Source organism: Shewanella litorisediminis (assembly GCF_016834455.1).
GTDB lineage: Bacteria > Pseudomonadota > Gammaproteobacteria > Enterobacterales > Shewanellaceae > Shewanella > Shewanella litorisediminis.
Genome location: NZ_CP069213.1, coordinates 1,151,004 through 1,167,769, shown reverse-complemented (window position 1 = coordinate 1,167,769; position 16,766 = coordinate 1,151,004). Strand labels below are relative to the sequence as shown.

Genomic DNA, 16,766 nt, shown 5'->3' with positions numbered 1-16,766 from the left:
GCGCGCCACAGGAGAATGCCATGACATTGGCCAAAAAAGGACATGCCACCCCATACCTCTCGCCAGCACTGACGACCGCCTTAGCCGCCGCACTCTTCATGCCCTGGCAGGCAGCCGCCTACAGCGGCGCCGAAAATCAGGCGGTGCTCGACCTTATCAAGCTGCCCACAGGTTTTGAGATTGAGGTGCTGCACCATGGCTTTAAAAACTATCGACAGATGGCCGTGACTGAGTCGGGTCTTTTGTATGTGGGCTCACGTAAAGAAGGCAAGGTGCATTATCTGCCGCTGCCGGGCTCTGACGCTGAAAAGGCCGGAGTGCGCGCCGGGCAGCTTGCGATGAAATTCACCATGCCATCGGGCATTGCTTACCGGGACGGCAAACTCTATATCGCCGATGTGGGTAACCTCTACCGTGTGGATGAGGCCCAAAGCCCCGGCAAGGCCGCGCCGACCCTTATTTACGACAAGCTGCCCAAGGATTTACACCACGGTTGGAAGTACCTTAAATTTGGCCCCAATGGCCGCCTCTACATCCCCATCGGCGCCCCTTGCAACATCTGCGATGCGGGCAAAGAGTACAGCAAAATCATTAGCCTGGACCTGGAAACCCTGACCACCAGGGACGAAGCCCTCGGCGTACGTAACAGCGTCGGCTTCGACTTTGCCCCCACCACCGGCGAGCTGTGGTTTACCGACAATGGCCGCGACATGATGGGGGATGATATGCCCTCCGATGAGTTGAATCTGCTCAGAAGCCCGGGCCAGCACTTCGGTTACCCCTATGTGCATCAGGGTGACACCCTGGATCCCGAGTTTGGCGCAGGCAAACGTGTCGAAGACTATGAGCCTCCCAAGGCGAATCTGGGTGCCCATGTGGCCAGTCTCGGCATGACCTTCTATACCGGAAAACAGTTTCCACAAAAGTATCAGGGCGGCATCTTTATCGCAGAGCATGGCTCCTGGAACCGAAGTGAAAAAGTGGGTTACCGGGTACGTTTTGCCAAGCTTAACGGCAAGGAAGTAGAGTACCTGGAAACCTTTGCTGAAGGCTGGTTGCAGGGCGACGAGGTCCATGGCCGCCCCGCCGATGTGATGATGCTGCCGGACGGCAGCTTGCTGGTCAGCGACGATGGCCGGGACCGGCTTTATCGCATCCGTTACACAGGCCGGGCGGGCGCTGATAAAGGCAACTGAAAAGGCAGCGAAACCACGTCCATCATGCTATCATTGCGCCCCATCTCGCCCTGGCAACGACTACCGAGGGGACTCCCCCGCCGCCAGGGCGCAAAGTACCCTCGCCTGAAAACAGGCAAATATAATTAAAATCAGTCGTTAAGGAGTTATCATGCACGCCCTCGTTGCTGTCGTAATGGGTTCCAAGAGTGATTGGCCCACCATGGAAGCCGCCGCAGAGATCATGGATAAACTGCAGGTGCCTTACCATGTTGAGGTGGTTTCCGCCCACAGAACCCCGGACAAGTTAATGGACTTCGCCGCCACAGCAGCTGACAAAGGCTTTCAGGTGATCATCGGCGGTGCCGGTGGTGCCGCCCACCTGCCGGGCATGCTGGCTTCCAAGACCCGTCTGCCGGTACTCGGCGTACCCGTGCAGAGTAAGGCCCTGAACGGCATGGACTCCTTGCTCTCTATCGTGCAAATGCCAAAGGGCATTGCCGTGGGCACCCTCGCCATAGGTACTGCCGGTGCCTTTAACGCAGGTCTGCTGGCTTGCCAAATCCTCGCCAACAACGACGCTGCCCTCGCCGAGCGCCTTGAAGCCTTCCGCGCCGAGCAAACCCAGAGCGTACTGGAAAATCCGGACCCGAGGGACGCGTAATCATGGCGAATCAACAACGCGTTTGGGTACTGGGCAATGGTCAGCTCGGTGCCATGCTGTCCCACGCCGGTCAGCCATTGGCCATTGAAGTGCTGCCGGTGGATATCATGGCCCCCAGCGATGAAAAGCTGCCACTGGCGGACGATGACATCATCACCGCCGAGCGGGAGCAGTGGCCTGAGTCGAGCCTGAGCCTGCAACTCTCCACCCACAAGAATTTTATCAACGGTCCTGTGTTTGGCCGCCTGGCCGACCGCTACACCCAGAAATCCCTTCTGGATGAGCTGAATGTTGCCACCGCTCCCTGGGAGCTGGTGGATGAAAGTACCGACGTCAATGCCCTCTATGCCAGTTACGGCGAGCGGGTGCTGATGAAGCGCCGTACCGGTGGTTACGATGGCAAGGGTCAGCATTGGCTCAAGCAGGCCGAGAATGGCCAGATCCCAGCCGACTGGCGCGGTGAAGCCATTGCCGAGCAAGCCATTAATTTTGATGAAGAAGTGTCTGTGGTTGGCGTACGCACCCACAGCGGTGAATGCTTCTTCTATCCGCTGACCTTGAACCTGCATCAGGATGGCATCCTGATGGCGTCTATTTCGCCACTGCCACGCCTGGCGCCGCTGCAGGCCGAAGCCGAAGCCATGCTGGGCACCATCATGAAAGGCCTCGAATATGTGGGCGTGATGGCGATGGAGTGTTTCCGGGTGGGTGACCACCTGCTGGTGAACGAGCTGGCACCGCGGGTACATAACTCGGGTCACTGGACCCAGGCAGGCACCCACATGGATCAGTTCCAGTTGCACCTGCGAGCCCTGTGCAACCTGCCTATCCAGCAGCCCCAGGTGAACTTCCCCTGTGTGATGGTTAACCTTATCGGCATCGATAAGGACGACCGCTGGCTGAGCCTGCCCAATGCCGAGCTTTTCTGGTATGCCAAAGAGGTGCGCCCGGGCCGCAAGGTGGGTCACCTGAACCTGTCGGTACACAGCCCGGCCATGCTCGAAGGCAGCATCAGCCAGCTTAAAGCCTGGATGCCGGCGCAGTATCAGGCGCCACTCCAGTGGATCCTGGATAACGCCGCCTTCTAAGGGATAGTTCCAAGGGATATCAGAATCAAAGCCCCGAAATGTCGGGGCTTTTTTATGGCATTTGTCGCGCTTTTAGCCAGTGCAAGTACCGGATTTCACCCGTATAATGGTCGGGCCAGAGATTCGATATGGATATTTTCAGTGAAGCAACGGGACAGTCTCAAACACAAGCGAATTGATACCCTCGGCCTGCGTTACCACCTCATATTATTGCTGACGCCCCTGTCAGTGTTTGTCGGGATTTTTTACCTTTTCTCCCCCGCTGGCTCCCTGCCGTGGATGATTTTATTGCTGGTGTGTCTGGTGTATCTGATGGGATACAGCCTCAGCTATTACCTGCACCAGGGCCGCCTGCAACGCTTGTGGGATCACCTGGAGCAGGTGGTGTCCATCAACGACGCCAGTATGGAACTCATTCATCTGTCCAGCCAATATCAAAACGAACATGCCTTTTTGGACGCCCTGCTTAACAAGGCAGTTTCGGTCATCAACGGCGCCGAAATGGGCAGCATTATCCGGGTGGATCCCGATACCCACAAACTGAGGTTCGAATCTGCCGTTGGGCTCGACCTGTCCCGGCTCAGAACCATCGATTTTTCGCTGGAGCAATCATTTGAATATCGGATGACCAAGGGACGCTGTGACAAGGTGGTGGTAATTGATGATATGCAGCATATCAACGCCGAAAGCACCCTCACCCCGGCCGAGCAGCACATTTTACTGACCGCCGCCAAACAGCCCATACGCTCTACCCTGTCGAGCCCTATTCATATCGACGGCAAACTCTACGCCATGCTGAACCTCGACAGCAGTCATTTGAGTGCTTTCAGCGATTATGACCGTAATCTGGTGGCGATTTTGACCCACGAAGCCGCCAGCGCCATTGCGCTTTATCAAAAGTCACGGGAAATTCAGCGTCTGGCCAATTTTGACACCCTCACAGGCCTCTATAACCGGCAGTATTTTGAATCACAAATAAGCCAATGGCCTAAAAGCCGTATTGGCAGTTACCTGGTGGTACTGGATCTGGACAACCTCAAGGTTCTCAACGATACCCAAGGTCATCAGGCCGGTGACAAGGCACTGGCGACACTGGCAGGCGCCCTTAAAATGATCTGGCCGCAAAACAGCCTTATCAGTCGCTTCGGTGGCGATGAGTTTGTCCTCCTCGCCCAGGGCAGCGAAGAGCAGTTGCTGGAGCGATTGACGCAACTGAAACACACCATGGCGAGCGCTGAGGCGCCTGTGCTCTTCAGTGCCGGCGCGGCGCCATTCAGCGGCGATTTTGCCGCCAGCTTCAAGCTCGCCGACGAACGTATGTATGCGCAAAAGCGCAGCAGACAAAAGGCAAGCTGATGAAAAACGAACATCGCACGGGCTAACAGCCAGCCTGATACACTGCTGAATTGAAAAGGGCATTCACTTGAATGCCCTTTTTGTTTAACCGCCAATCACGAGCCTGTTTAACCACCAGTTCAAGCCCCAGGAATTGCGCCAACGTTCTCCAGTGCCCGCAAAAGAGACGTCAGCCAAAGAAGAGACGGTATAGCCAGGAAGAGTCCAGCTCTTCTTTACAGCCCTTGTACTGTACGGCATAGCGACGGGAGCGCTCATCCACCCTGGCTGCTACCTTGATAAGCCATTTTTTGGATTTATGGGTTCCGCGGCGATAGCCCCCCCAACCTTCATGGTAATTCAGGTATTGGGCGCGGGCATCCCACTTGGATACCCCATTGATCTTGTGGGTCTTGGTGATAAACCAGCCCATAAAGTCCATGGCATCATCAAAATCGCTGCGACTGGACCAGCTGTTGCCGGTTTCCCTGACATAATCATCCCAGGTCATGGTTTTGGCCTGGGCATAACCATAGGCATCGCTGGCACGACCTATGGGGATAAAGCCCAGAAAATATTCCATGGGCGGCGCCGCGTCATGCTTGAATGAGCTTTCCTGGTACATCATCGCCAGGGGCACATGCACGGGGACACCCCATTTCTCCTGGGTATCGAGCGCGGCCTCATACCAGTCGCGGTGCTCCCTGAAAATGGCGCAGATATTATCTGGGTCTTTGGGCGGGGCGCTGGCACAGCCACCAAGCAGTGCCAGTATAAGGAGTGGCGTCAGGGCCTTGTACATATCAACTCCAACAACAACCTGTGAACCGAGTTTCCCATGTCATTGATTAAGATGCAATTCGCACAAGGCTAAGGGTAATGACTGTCGTCTTTGTCGGGTAACGGCGTTAGTTGGCAATGGCGCATTCGGCCGCTTCGCTTTGCCAGATAACAGGCTCCCAAAAGTCGGGATTATTACCGAAGTAGCGTCTGTCATCTTTGTAACGGGCGGCAAAGTGATAGCGCATCCCGGCGGCAACCTCTATGGTCAGCGTTTTTTTCTGATGCGCCTCCGGCGACACTTTCAGATCCGGGGCGTCAATCAGCTCCACCAGCGAGAACTCATACCGCCCGGGCGCGAGCTGATAGTTGGGGCGGGAAATCACAGGCGTGCCATCGACATGGGTGACAACGGCACGGTAGAGGCGCTCTGCCTCCGGTGGGTCCTGGTAGCCAGAGACCCAACCACACTGATTGGCGTCATCCACGCTGCTGGCACAAGCGGCCAGTCCGGCGCTGATAGCCAGGGTCAGGAGAGCGCGCATGGCACACCTTTGAAGTAGCCTTTGAGAAACTCATCAAAGCTTTCTTCATCACTGGCTTCTATCTCGGCCTGTGCGGCAAGGGAAGACGCGGCCTCGGCCTGGTAACCGGCTTCCACACCGGGAGACAGCGGGTAAGACAGGAAAAAGTCCTGATATTTGGCAGCCAGCCCCATCACAAAATCGCCATGGTTGATGCCCTGCTCCACCACAGCGGCGTGTACCCTGCCGGAAAGTGTCAGGGCGGGGTCTTCAACCGCAAGACGCCAATGGGCCAGGGCCTGTGCATATTTGCTGTCGTCTATGTCCAGGAGGCTGGCGAGCTTATCAAGCTCATCGAAGAGTTCCAGCAGCCAGATCTTCAATGCCACAGGCTCGCCCTTGCGGCTAAGCTCCAGTCCGGGTTTACGCCCTTCATGGATAACCGCTCTGAGGTTGGCGGTGATTTCGGCTTCACTGCTTTCATCGCTCTTGGGCGAATCGGACAGCAGGCAATAAAGCAGGAACAGGTCGAGGAAGCGCAGCTGGGAGGCCTCAACCCCAACGGGGCTGAAGGGATTCACATCCAGCGCGCGCACTTCAATGTACTCAACGCCTGCTCTTGCCAGCGCCTCTGAGGGCTTCTCGCCTTTACGGGTAACGCGCTTGGCGCGGATGGGCGCATAAAACTCGTTTTCAATTTGCAGCACATTGGCGTTGAGCTGGCGATATTCGCCGTCGACTTTCACGCCAATTTCGGCAAACTTCGCCGATGGCAAGCAAATCGCCTCGCGGATCCCCTGCAAATATTCATTCAGGGAGTCGTAACTGATATTGAGACTGGCCTGCTCTTTGTTGGTGTAGCCAAGGTCGCTCATCCGCAACGAGGTGGCGTAAGGCAGATACAGGGTACCGCCCGATGTTTTTTCAAATTCGAGGCTGGTTTTCTGACCTTTAAGGAAAGAGCCACAAATGGCTGGCGACGCACCAAAGAGATAAGGCAGTACCCATACCAGACGGCGGTAATTGCGAATAAGGCCAAAGTAAGATTCGGAGATAAACTCATCCAGCGTCAGGCTGCTGCCCGAGAGTGCATGCAGTCTTGGCCAGAGTTCACTGGAGAGTGAAAAGTTAAAATGCACCCCGGAAATAATCTGCATCAGGGCGCCGTATCTGTAGGTCAGCCCCTTGCGGTAAAGGGTCTTCATTCTGCCGGTATTTGAGCTGCCATATTGGGCAATGGGAATATCTTTCACATCGCCCACATAACAGGGCATGCTCACCGGCCACAGCTTCTGACCATCCAAATGCTTAAGGGTATAAGCGTGGGTTTCGGTCAGGCCTTCCAGCAAGTCTTCAATGTTGCCACTGACCGGCGTAATAAACTCCAGCAAGGCCTCACTGTAATCTGTGGTGATCCTTGAGTGAGTCAGCGCCGAACCCAGCGCTTTGGGATGGGGATCCATTGCCAGCTGGCAACAGCTGGTGATACGTAAAGCCTCACGCTCCAAACCCCGTCGCAGCCCGGCCAGCGCCTTGCGTCCTTGTGCATCGGAGAGAGCCCCGAGTCTGTCATTGAATGCTGTCAATTGATTCTTCTCTGGTTGCTATGGCGCGCTGCGCCGCCGTACACAGCAAGACCTGTGGCGACCCTTGGGTCTTTCGGCTTTTGTCCAAAATAATGCCATTTGCATATGGCGGCAAGGGAGAAAGATAAAAGGGTGGCACAGTCGCCACCCTTGCTGGTCAAGGATATGGGGATTGACCGGCGATTTTACAATACCAAGTCTTTCACCGGATATCCCAGCGCCTTGAGTTCAGGCAATATGCTGGCCTTATCTCCCACCACAAAGATAACCATCTCATTGATATTCAGATGTTTCTTGGCAAGCGCGTCGATTTCATCCTTTTGAATACCCGCGATAATTTTATCCTGCTCGGCAGTAAAGCCATCATTGAGATTATAACGCTGGATCATCCGCATAAAGCCGGCTTTCTGGTATGGGGTTTCATAATCCAGTGCCTGCCCCTGGGAGATGGAGTTACGCATAAAGGCCAGCTCATCGTCACGGATACCTGTGGCGTTATAAGTGGTAATTTCCTTGATGAACTCAGATACCGCGGGAGCCGTCACATCGCTGCGCACACTGGCGGTGGCCAGGAACTGCCCTACTTCGGCGCCGCCACTGAAACGACTGCGGGCACCATAGGTGTATCCCTTGTCTTCACGCAGATTCAGGTTGATGCGGCTGTTGAAAGCACCGCCCAGAGGGTAGTTCATCAGCCCGGCTTTAAAGTACTCACCGGTGGCATCAAAGGGCAGCGCAAGCTTACCGATGGAAATCACCGACTGGGCCGCGCCGGGTTTGTCCAGCACATATATGGTGCCACCACTCAATTCTGGCAGTTGTCCAAGCGCAGGCATGGCGGTCGCCTCCCCCTGCCAGCTGTCGAGGGTCTTCAGTGAAGAGAGCAAGGACGCCTTGGGGGCGCTGGACACGGCAACAACCTGGGCGTTACCGGCTTTGTATTGGGCCTGATAGAAGGCTTTGATGTCGTCCAGCGTCAGGGCGGCAACCGTGTCTACTGTGCCGCTGGCATCCACACCCAGGGCATTCTTATCGCCGTACAGCAGCTTGGCAAAACCAGTGTTAGCCAGGTAGTTGGGGTTGGACTGGGAATGTTTGAGCCCCTGCAGGGTTTGCTGCTTCACCCGTTCAAAGTCTTCCACCTTAAAGCCCGGCATCAGCAGCTTTTCTTTCAGCACTGCGAGAGTGTCATCCAGCTTTTCGGTGAGTGCCGACAGCTTGATTTCGCTCTGATAGTCGCTGGCAGAAAACTGCACCGATGCCCCCAGCAGTTCGAGAGCCTGGGTCAGCTCCTCACTGGAGCGTTGGCTTGTGGACTCATTGAGCAGGGCGGCAGTAAGCTGAGCCACGCCGGCCTTGCTCACATCGGCCAGACGATGGCCTCCGGCAAGGTATATCACGATTTCCGTGGTGGGTGTCTCGGCGCTCTGGGTACCGAGCACCTCAATACCATTGCCAAGACGGTCACGCCACAGGGTTGGCACCTTGAGTACCGGCGCTTTACCGCTTTGTGGCATGACACTGCGATCGAAAGACGATTTGGCTTCATTCACTTTTAGCTCGCCCGCCACCGCGTTGGCCGCCACCAGGGGCGCCGGTGCGGTAAAGTTATCAGCGGCAGCCACCAGTGCCTTGGCACCTTCAGGCACCACGCTCATGATGACCATGGGCTTGTCTTTCACGTACTGATTAAATACGCGGATGACATCTTCTTTGGTGACGCTGGCGTAGCGCTGCAAATCTTTGGCAATCATGTTGGGGTTGCCATAGAAGGTCTCGTTTGCGGCGAGCGCCGATACCTTGCCGCGAACACTCTGCAGACCAAAGATGGTATCGGCCTCGAATTGCACCTTCACTTTTTCAAGGTCTTCATCGGTCACGCCGCGGCGCTCGAACTCGGCAATGGATGCACGAAGTTTGGTCTCAAGCTCTTTGAGGCTGCCGCCCTTGGCGGGGTTTGCCAGGGCAAAAAACGACATTTCACAGGACAGCTCGCGGCAAGGGTGGCTGGCACTGGCCTGCACCGCATAGCCTTCTTTCACCAGATTTTTGTAAACCAGCGAGGTTTTGCCACCACCCAGAATGTTGGCGAGCAAATCCAGTGCGGCTTCATCCTGATGGCTGGCATACACGGTCGGCAGCGCCATACGGATCAAAGGCAGATGCACTTTGTCTTCCATGGACAGGTATCTGTCGTTATCCAGGGTGACCTGAGTTTTGGGCAGCGCCTCGACTTCCGGTCCACGTGGGATATCACCGAAATATTTGTTCACCCAGGCCAGGGTCTGCAGCTCGTCAAAATCGCCGCCAATGGTCAGGGTCGCATTGTTTGGGCCATACCAGCGCTGGAAGAATTGCTTCACATCGGCAAGCTCTGCGCGGTTCAAATCCTCCGGCCAGCCAATTACGGGCCAGGAGTATGGGTGACCGGCAGGATACATGGCCTGGCTGAAGCGCTCATACATACGGCCATAGGGCTGGTTATCGATACGCTGTGCACGCTCGTTCTTTACGGTTTCGCGCTGCACTTCAAATTTTTCTTCGGTAAGCGCAGGCAGGAAAAAGCCCATGCGGTCTGACTCAAGCCACAGCATTTTTTCCAGCTGGTTGCTCGGCACAGTCTCAAAATAGTTGGTGCGATCGGTATTGGTGGTGCCGTTCAGGGTACCGCCTGACTCTGTAACCACTTTAAAGTGCTGTTCATCGGCGACGTTTTCAGAGCCCTGGAACATCATGTGCTCGAACAGGTGGGCAAAACCGCTGCGGCCGGGCAATTCACGACCTGAGCCCACATGATAAGTCACGTCCACGTGCACCAGAGGATCTGAGCTGTCCTGATGCAAAATCACTGTCAGGCCATTGGCCAATTGGAACTTCTTGTAAGGAATACCGACGCCGGTACTGTCCACGGCAACGGTTTCAATCAGGGTGACTCCTTCCGGCAACGCCAGAGAGTCGGAAGAATGCTGGGCGCAGCCCGCGAGCGCTGCCGAAATGGCGGCAGCCAGAATCCACTTTTTCATTAGCTATCCCTTGTTTTACTTGTAGTTAGTTAACCAACAACAACGCCCGACTATATCAGACTCCCAAAAAGGCCCCGCAGGCTTTTGCCAACGGTGTTGTAATAAAAAATGTCAAAAGGCCTGCATCATCAATAGCAGCAAACCATAGCGGGCACCTTTTCCAATTAAAATCAGAATAATAGACATCACTAACGGCAGTCGGAGCCAGCCCGCCAGCACACAAAGAATGTCACCGATGACGGGGGCCCAGGACAGCAGCAGACTCCAGACACCATACTTCTCCACCAAGGCAAGGGCACGGCGCTGGGAGCGGGACAACTGCTCAGGCTCCCAGGCGACCCGGCCAAGACGCCCGAGCCCCAGGCTCGTCAGCGCCCCAAGGGTATTTCCCAGGGTTGCCACTACAAACAGGGAGAACCACAGCTCAGGGCTGGAGTTGACCAGCGCCAGCAAGAGCACCTCAGAGCCGCCCGGCAGCAGAGTGGCCGCCAGAAAGGCGCCGGAAAACATCAGCCACAGAGGCTCCATCGTTTGACTCCCAAAAGCCAGGTTAATAAAAATAGATAACTTTAACGCTATAAAAACAAGTTCTGATATCACAATAAGTTATATCAAAAACGGTTTGTTTTGCATCTCAATGTGTCTATACAATGCCTTTTCGGCTGTATTTTCCCACACTGTTGTCATGCACGGGCTACCGCGGTTTTGCCCCGTCGTCTTTTTTGGGCAAGGTAGCTTAGCTGTGGGCCACTGATTTAGTAGATTCGGAAACTCCATGATAATTCAAACATTAAGTAAAATTCCCTTCTGGCAAAAAGTGCTGGCAGGTTTTGCACTGGGGATACTCACAGGTGTGGTACTGGGCGAGTCGGCCACCGTGCTCAAGCCCCTTGGCGATCTCTTTATTGCCGCCATCAAGATGCTGGTTGCGCCCTTGGTACTGTGCGCCATTGTGGTCAGTATCACCTCCCTTGGCAGCTCATCCAACCTCAAACGCCTGAGTTTCAAGACGCTGGCGCTCTTTATGTTGACCGGTACCCTCGCCTCTTTGATTGGTTTGGCGGTTGGCAGCAGCTTTGATATGGGTGGCACCATGCAGCTTGCCAGCACCGAAGTACGTGAGCGGGTCGTGCCGGGCTTTGCGCAGGTGTTGCTGGATATGATCCCGGTGAATCCCTTTGCCTCACTCACCAACGGTAAAGTGCTGCAAATCATCGTGTTTGCGGCCTTGGTGGGGATCGCCATCAATGCGGTTGGCGAAAAAGCAGAGCCACTGAAAAAAGTATTCGATGCCGGTGCAGAGGTCATGTTCCAACTGACCCGCATGGTACTCAAGCTGACTCCTATCGGTGTGTTTGGTCTGATGGCATGGGTGGTTGGCGAATATGGCCTCTCCACCTTGCTGCCACTGGGCAAGTTTATTATCGCCATTTACGTGGCAGCCCTGATCCACATTGTGTTTGTGTATGGCGGTTTGGTGAAATTTGCCGCCCGCTTAAGCCCGGTGCAGTTTTTCCGTAAAGCCATGCCGGCGCAGCTGGTAGCCTTCAGCACCGCATCAAGCTTCGGCACCCTGCCGGTGACCACCAAATGTGCTGAGTCAATGGGGGTTTCCAAGCGCTACAGTGCCTTTGTGCTGCCCATGGGCGCGACCATGAACATGGATGGCTGCGGTGGTATCTATCCGGCCATTGCCGCCATTTTCATTGCCCAAATCTACGGCATTCCGCTGGATATGACCGACTATATGCTGATTGCAGTGACTGCCACCGTCGCTTCTGTTGGCACCGCCGGTGTACCCGGCAGCGCCATGGTGATGCTGACTGTGACCCTGGGCGTGGTGGGTTTGCCCCTGGAAGGTATTGCCTTTATCGCCGCCATCGACCGTGTGATTGATATGATACGCACCTGTACCAACGTCACCGGCGATATGATGACCGCCGTGGTAGTGGGTAACTCCGAAGGCGAGCTGGATCGCGAGCGTTTTTACAACACAGAAGAAGATAAAGTCATCGCCGATAACGCCTGAGTCTTCTGGCGGGAATTGACAGACCACTTTTATCCAAAGGCCATTCCAAGCGGAATGGCCTTTTTATTTACCTCAACTGCTACATGCCCCGGCTTCGTCATTAGGGTGCTGTTTGTATCCCTTGTTACTGGTTTACCCGGCTATTTGTTTACCTTGATAGGCAAAGCACCTACACTGCCAATAGTGTTATCAATAATAACAAGCCCTTGCCATGACCAAGCTTTTTCTGTTTCCCATCATCCTTTGTCTGCTGTGGACGATTTTTTTACGCGTGAATGGCATTCCACTCACCAAAGGCAAAACAGGTTATATCTATATCATCGCCATCAGCGGCACCCTGATTGTCCTGATGACGCTGCTGTTGTGGCTGACCCGGGTCCAGTAATCGCCAGCAATAAAAAAGCGCCTTACGGCGCTTTTTTATTGTTTTAACCACTACCCCAAAACCGCCAGCAAGATACCGGCGGCCACGGCGCTGCCAAGTACGCCAGCCACGTTAGGGCCCATGGCATGCATCAAAAGATAATTGTGCGGATTCGCCTCGAGCCCCACTTTATTGGCCACCCGTGCCGCCATGGGCACGGCAGATACCCCTGCGGCACCAATCAGCGGATTGACCTTGCCACCACTCAATTTGCACAGAACCTTTGCCATCAGCACACCGGCTGCGGTTCCAATGGAGAAGGCGACGGCGCCCAGCACCAGAATACCTAAGGTTTCTACCCGCAGGAATTGTTCGGCCGAGAGCTTGGAGCCCACCGCCAGCCCCAGGAAAATGGTGACTATGTTGATGAGCTCGTTCTGTGCCGTGTTGGAGAGGCGGTCTACCACCCCGGACTCGCGCATCAGGTTACCAAGGCAGAACATGCCTACCAGCGGTGTCGCCGCGGGTAAAAACAGAATCGTCAGCCCCAGCACCATTAATGGAAACAGCACCTTCTCTTTTTTGCTCACTTCCCGCAGCTGCTCCATCTTGATGGCGCGCTCTTCCTTGGTAGTGAGCGCCCGCATGATGGGCGGCTGGATAATGGGCACCAGCGCCATGTAGGAATATGCCGCCACCGCAATGGCGCCCAGAAGCTCAGGTGCCAGCTTGGTTGAGAGGAAGATGGCCGTGGGGCCGTCGGCACCGCCAATAATGGCAATGGCAGCCGCATCCTTCATGGAAAACTCAAACCCCGGCACCAGATTGAGCGCAATCGCCCCAAGCAGGGTGGCGAAAATACCAAACTGGGCAGCCGCCCCCAAAAGCAATGTTTTGGGGTTAGCTATCAGGGCACCAAAGTCGGTCAGCGCGCCGACACCAAGGAAAATCAGCAGTGGGAAAATACCGGTCTCCAGCCCCACATGATAGAGGTAATAAAGTAAGCCCCCTTCGTCGGTAAAGCCGGCATTGGGAATGTTGGCGAGCACGGCACCAAAACCAATGGGCAGAAGCAGCAGCGGCTCAAACCCCTTGGCTATGGCCAGATACAAAAGTACCAGGCCCACCGCCATCATCAACAACTGCCCCAGCGTAAAGTGAGCAATGCCCGTTTCGGCCCAAAAGGCCATCAATCCTTCCATTATGCCTCCCTAGGCCAACGACAACAGCTGAGCGCCAACGGTAACCGAGTCGCCTTCTTTTACCCACAGACGGGCAATTACCCCGTCGGCCTGGGCGCGAATTTCGGTTTCCATCTTCATGGCCTCAAGAATGATCACCACATCACCGGCTTTTACCAAATCACCAGGCGCGACATGAACCTTAAAGATGTTGCCCGACAAAGGTGCATTCATCTCTATCCTGATATCGGTGCTAACCGGAGCCGGAGTGGCTGCGGGGGCTGCACTGTTTACGACATTGCTCTGGGGCTGTATCTGACTGATTTCGCCACCTGCAGAGACCTCAACCACATAAGTTTGACCATCCACCCTGACGGTGTAGGTTTCAGGCCCGGAGGCGGCCCTGGCCGGGGCAGACACTGGCGTAACCGCCACTGGTGCGGGCTCAAAGGCATCTGCGTTACCGCGGTTTTTGAGGAACTGAAGGCCTATTTGCGGGAACAACGCATAGGTGAGCACATCATCATCCAATTGTTCACAAAGACTGATGCCCTCGGCAGCAGCTTTATCGACCAACTCAGTGCGAAGTCGCTCCATTTCGGGCTTCAGCAAGTCGGCGGGGCGACAGGTTACGGGCTCTGCCCCCTTGAGCACCCGCTGCTGCAATTCGCTGTTCACTGGGGCTGGGGTGGCACCGTACTCGCCCTTGAGCACCCCTTCGGTTTCCTTGGTGAGCGACTTGTAACGCTCGCCGGTGAGCACATTGATAACCGCCTGGGTGCCAACGATTTGCGAAGTCGGGGTCACCAGCGGCAGGAAGCCCAAATCTTCCCGAACCCGGGGGATTTCATCGAGCACCAGGTCGAGTTTGTCGCCGGCGCCCTGCTCTTTGAGCTGACTTTCCATATTGGTGAGCATGCCGCCCGGCACCTGGGCACGCAGAATGCGGGAGTCGATGCCCTGCAGTGCCCCTTCAAATTTGGCGTATTTTTTACGTACCTCGCGGAAATAAGCTGCGATTTCCTCCAGCAGTGTCATATCCAGGCCGGTACTGCGCTCTGTGCCTTCCACCATGGCCACCAGCGTCTCGGTGGCACTGTGGCCATAGGTTTGGCTCATGGACGAAATGGCGGTATCCAGCACATCAATACCGGCCTCAATCGCCTTCTGATATGTCGCAGTAGAAAGCCCTGTGGTGGCATGGCTGTGCATGGCCACCATCAGCCCGGTTTGTGACTTAAGCCTGCTCACCAGTTCAAAGGCTTCCATGGGGCGAAGCAGACCGGCCATATCCTTGATACACAGCGAATCACAGCCCAGATCCTCAAGGCGCTTGGCCATGTCCACCCAGGTATCCAGGTTGTGCACAGGGCTGGTGGTGTAGGAAATGGTGCCCTGGGCGTGAGCGCCTACCTGCTTAACGGCACGCACGGCCTCTTGCAGATTGCGCACATCGTTCATGGCATCGAACACACGAAACACGTCCATACCATTATCATGGGCTCGCTCAACGAATCTGTGCACCAGATCGTCGGCGTAGTGGCGGTAGCCAAGCAGGTTCTGCCCGCGCAGCAGCATCTGCATCGGCGTATTGGGCATGGCCTGCTTAAGTAATCTCAGGCGCTCCCAGGGATCTTCCCCCAAATAGCGAATACAGGCATCGAAGGTGGCGCCGCCCCAGGTCTCCAGCGACCAGTAGCCCACCTGGTCGAGTTTGGCGGCGATGGGCAGCATATCTTCGACACGCAAACGGGTGGCAAGCAGAGATTGGTGTGCGTCGCGCAGCACCACATCGGTAAGGGCCAAGGCTTTGGTCATGAACGTCCCTCCTGGGCTCGGTATTGTTGTATGGCAGAGGTGATGGCGGCGACCAGACGCGGATCCAGCCCCTTTGGCTGAGCTGAAACACCGGGAGTTACTGGTTGAGTCTCAGTGTCTTCAATCCTGGGTGCATAACGATTGGCAATTAACTTGAGCCCAAGGATCAAGATCCCCAGAAACGAGTACACCAGCACCATGCCCAGCACCATGATCCACAGGGCCTCGCCCAATTGATCCATAACTGATGTCATGACTTCCCCTCAAAGGTTAATTGGCTCGCAACGCATAAAAATGCGCAGATTTATACACTCCATTCAGCAACGCTGACTCCGGAATGTAACAGGCGCCAAAAATGGCACCCAGAAAGATAACCTTTTATTAACGACAAAGGCAACGACTTGTAAATTGGTCTTACCAATGTTCATTGATTGAACTGAATAATTCTCAAAAATATAGCCTTGAAACTACAGGAAGGAGAATCTGAAAGCGCTGAAATCGAATAAGTAAAATTGACAGACGATAGGGCAGACACTGCTTTCATGGTCCGGGACAATGTACCCGTCCATTTCCAATGCTTGGGGAATCTATGCAGTATGCTATGCAGGAAAGATGTAGAAAAAGAAAAAGCCCCTGAATTATCAGGGGCTTTTAATATGGCGCGCATGGAAGGAGTCGAACCTCCGACCGCCTGGTTCGTAGCCAGGTACTCTATCCAGCTGAGCTACATGCGCAAATTTTGTGACTCTTAAGGGCTAGCTTGAAGAGTATAGTAAAGAATGGCGGAGAAGGAGGGATTCGAACCCTCGATGGGAGTTAAAGCCCATACTCCCTTAGCAGGGGAGCGCCTTCGGCCACTCGGCCACCTCTCCGCGAATTTGGCGCGCATGGAAGGAGTCGAACCTCCGACCGCCTGGTTCGTAGCCAGGTACTCTATCCAGCTGAGCTACATGCGCATTGAATTCGTTCAATCTTTAAAGACTTTTGGCGCGCATGGAAGGAGTCGAACCTCCGACCGCCTGGTTCGTAGCCAGGTACTCTATCCAGCTGAGCTACATGCGCGTTTCAAAAAGTCTGCTGCAGTATTCCTGAATATCTGAAAGTGGCGCGCATGGAAGGAGTCGAACCTCCGACCGCCTGGTTCGTAGCCAGGTACTCTATCCAGCTGAGCTACATGCGCGTTAAAACTATCAGGTAAA

General features: G+C 55.1%; 14 protein-coding genes and 5 tRNA genes. 6 read left to right on the top strand and 13 right to left on the bottom strand.

Features of this window, described 5'->3' with window-relative positions; all coding sequences use genetic code 11:
* Positions 1-20: 20 nt before the first annotated feature.
* The 4 genes from JQC75_RS05170 to JQC75_RS05155 all read left to right on the top strand — a co-directional run bounded on the left by JQC75_RS05170 (position 21) and on the right by JQC75_RS05155 (position 4,283).
* The gene (locus JQC75_RS05170) at positions 21-1,196 is read left to right on the top strand and encodes a PQQ-dependent sugar dehydrogenase (protein WP_239002083.1); all 1,176 of its coding nucleotides are present in this window, start codon (positions 21-23) and stop codon (positions 1,194-1,196) included.
* Between the two features lie 151 nt (positions 1,197-1,347).
* On the top strand, positions 1,348-1,839 hold the full coding sequence (gene purE / locus JQC75_RS05165; RefSeq protein ID WP_011759180.1) for a 5-(carboxyamino)imidazole ribonucleotide mutase: 492 nt from the start codon (positions 1,348-1,350) through the stop codon (positions 1,837-1,839).
* A gap of 2 nt (positions 1,840-1,841) precedes the next feature.
* Entirely contained in the window at positions 1,842-2,927 is a 1,086-nt protein-coding gene (gene purK / locus JQC75_RS05160) for a 5-(carboxyamino)imidazole ribonucleotide synthase (protein ID WP_203326389.1), read from the top strand.
* Positions 2,928-3,068: 141 nt separating this feature from the next.
* Positions 3,069-4,283 (top strand): sensor domain-containing diguanylate cyclase, encoded by a 1,215-nt coding sequence (locus JQC75_RS05155; RefSeq protein ID WP_203326388.1) that lies wholly within the window; start codon positions 3,069-3,071, stop codon positions 4,281-4,283.
* 169 nt (positions 4,284-4,452) lie between these two features.
* Here the strand turns inward: JQC75_RS05155 and JQC75_RS05150 are convergent, their stop codons facing one another.
* From JQC75_RS05150 to JQC75_RS05130, 5 genes are all read right to left on the bottom strand, one after another.
* Positions 4,453-5,064, bottom strand: coding sequence for a transglycosylase SLT domain-containing protein (locus tag JQC75_RS05150; RefSeq protein WP_203326387.1), 612 nt, complete (start codon positions 5,062-5,064; stop codon positions 4,453-4,455).
* Positions 5,065-5,170: 106 nt separating this feature from the next.
* Complete coding sequence (locus JQC75_RS05145) at positions 5,171-5,587, bottom strand: hypothetical protein (protein WP_203326386.1); 417 nt, start codon at positions 5,585-5,587, stop codon at positions 5,171-5,173.
* Positions 5,572-7,152 (bottom strand): glutamate--cysteine ligase, encoded by a 1,581-nt coding sequence (gshA, locus tag JQC75_RS05140; protein ID WP_203326385.1) that lies wholly within the window; start codon positions 7,150-7,152, stop codon positions 5,572-5,574. The genes JQC75_RS05145 and gshA overlap by 16 nt, the downstream gene beginning before the upstream one ends.
* A gap of 185 nt (positions 7,153-7,337) precedes the next feature.
* Complete coding sequence (locus JQC75_RS05135; RefSeq protein WP_203326384.1) at positions 7,338-10,175, bottom strand: M16 family metallopeptidase; 2,838 nt, start codon at positions 10,173-10,175, stop codon at positions 7,338-7,340.
* 111 nt (positions 10,176-10,286) lie between these two features.
* The gene (locus JQC75_RS05130) at positions 10,287-10,703 is read right to left on the bottom strand and encodes a YqaA family protein (protein WP_203326383.1); all 417 of its coding nucleotides are present in this window, start codon (positions 10,701-10,703) and stop codon (positions 10,287-10,289) included.
* A 247-nt stretch (positions 10,704-10,950) separates the two neighbouring features.
* Here JQC75_RS05130 and JQC75_RS05125 point away from each other — a divergent pair, with 247 nt between their 5' ends.
* Positions 10,951-12,204 carry a dicarboxylate/amino acid:cation symporter gene (locus JQC75_RS05125; RefSeq protein ID WP_203326382.1) on the top strand — a complete coding sequence of 418 codons (1,254 nt, stop codon included), beginning with the start codon at positions 10,951-10,953 and terminating at the stop codon, positions 12,202-12,204.
* Between the two features lie 211 nt (positions 12,205-12,415).
* A complete protein-coding gene (locus JQC75_RS05120) occupies positions 12,416-12,589 on the top strand; it encodes a hypothetical protein (protein WP_203326381.1) in 174 nt (57 codons plus the stop codon).
* A gap of 50 nt (positions 12,590-12,639) precedes the next feature.
* Here JQC75_RS05120 and JQC75_RS05115 read toward each other — a convergent pair whose 3' ends face one another.
* From JQC75_RS05115 to JQC75_RS05080, 8 genes are all read right to left on the bottom strand, one after another.
* Positions 12,640-13,770 carry a sodium ion-translocating decarboxylase subunit beta gene (locus tag JQC75_RS05115; protein ID WP_203326380.1) on the bottom strand — a complete coding sequence of 377 codons (1,131 nt, stop codon included), beginning with the start codon at positions 13,768-13,770 and terminating at the stop codon, positions 12,640-12,642.
* A 9-nt stretch (positions 13,771-13,779) separates the two neighbouring features.
* Entirely contained in the window at positions 13,780-15,567 is a 1,788-nt protein-coding gene (gene oadA, locus JQC75_RS05110) for a sodium-extruding oxaloacetate decarboxylase subunit alpha (protein WP_203326379.1), read from the bottom strand.
* Positions 15,564-15,821: an OadG family protein gene (locus JQC75_RS05105; RefSeq protein WP_203326378.1), complete on the bottom strand. Its 258-nt coding sequence runs from the start codon at positions 15,819-15,821 to the stop codon at positions 15,564-15,566. The genes oadA and JQC75_RS05105 overlap by 4 nt, the downstream gene beginning before the upstream one ends.
* A 403-nt stretch (positions 15,822-16,224) precedes the next feature.
* Positions 16,225-16,301, bottom strand: a tRNA-Arg gene (locus JQC75_RS05100).
* 46 nt (positions 16,302-16,347) lie between these two features.
* Positions 16,348-16,439, bottom strand: a tRNA-Ser gene (locus tag JQC75_RS05095).
* 7 nt (positions 16,440-16,446) lie between these two features.
* Positions 16,447-16,523, bottom strand: a tRNA-Arg gene (locus JQC75_RS05090).
* 29 nt (positions 16,524-16,552) lie between these two features.
* A tRNA-Arg gene (locus JQC75_RS05085) sits at positions 16,553-16,629 on the bottom strand.
* A 41-nt stretch (positions 16,630-16,670) separates the two neighbouring features.
* A tRNA-Arg gene (locus JQC75_RS05080) sits at positions 16,671-16,747 on the bottom strand.
* Between the last annotated feature and the right edge of the window lie 19 nt (positions 16,748-16,766).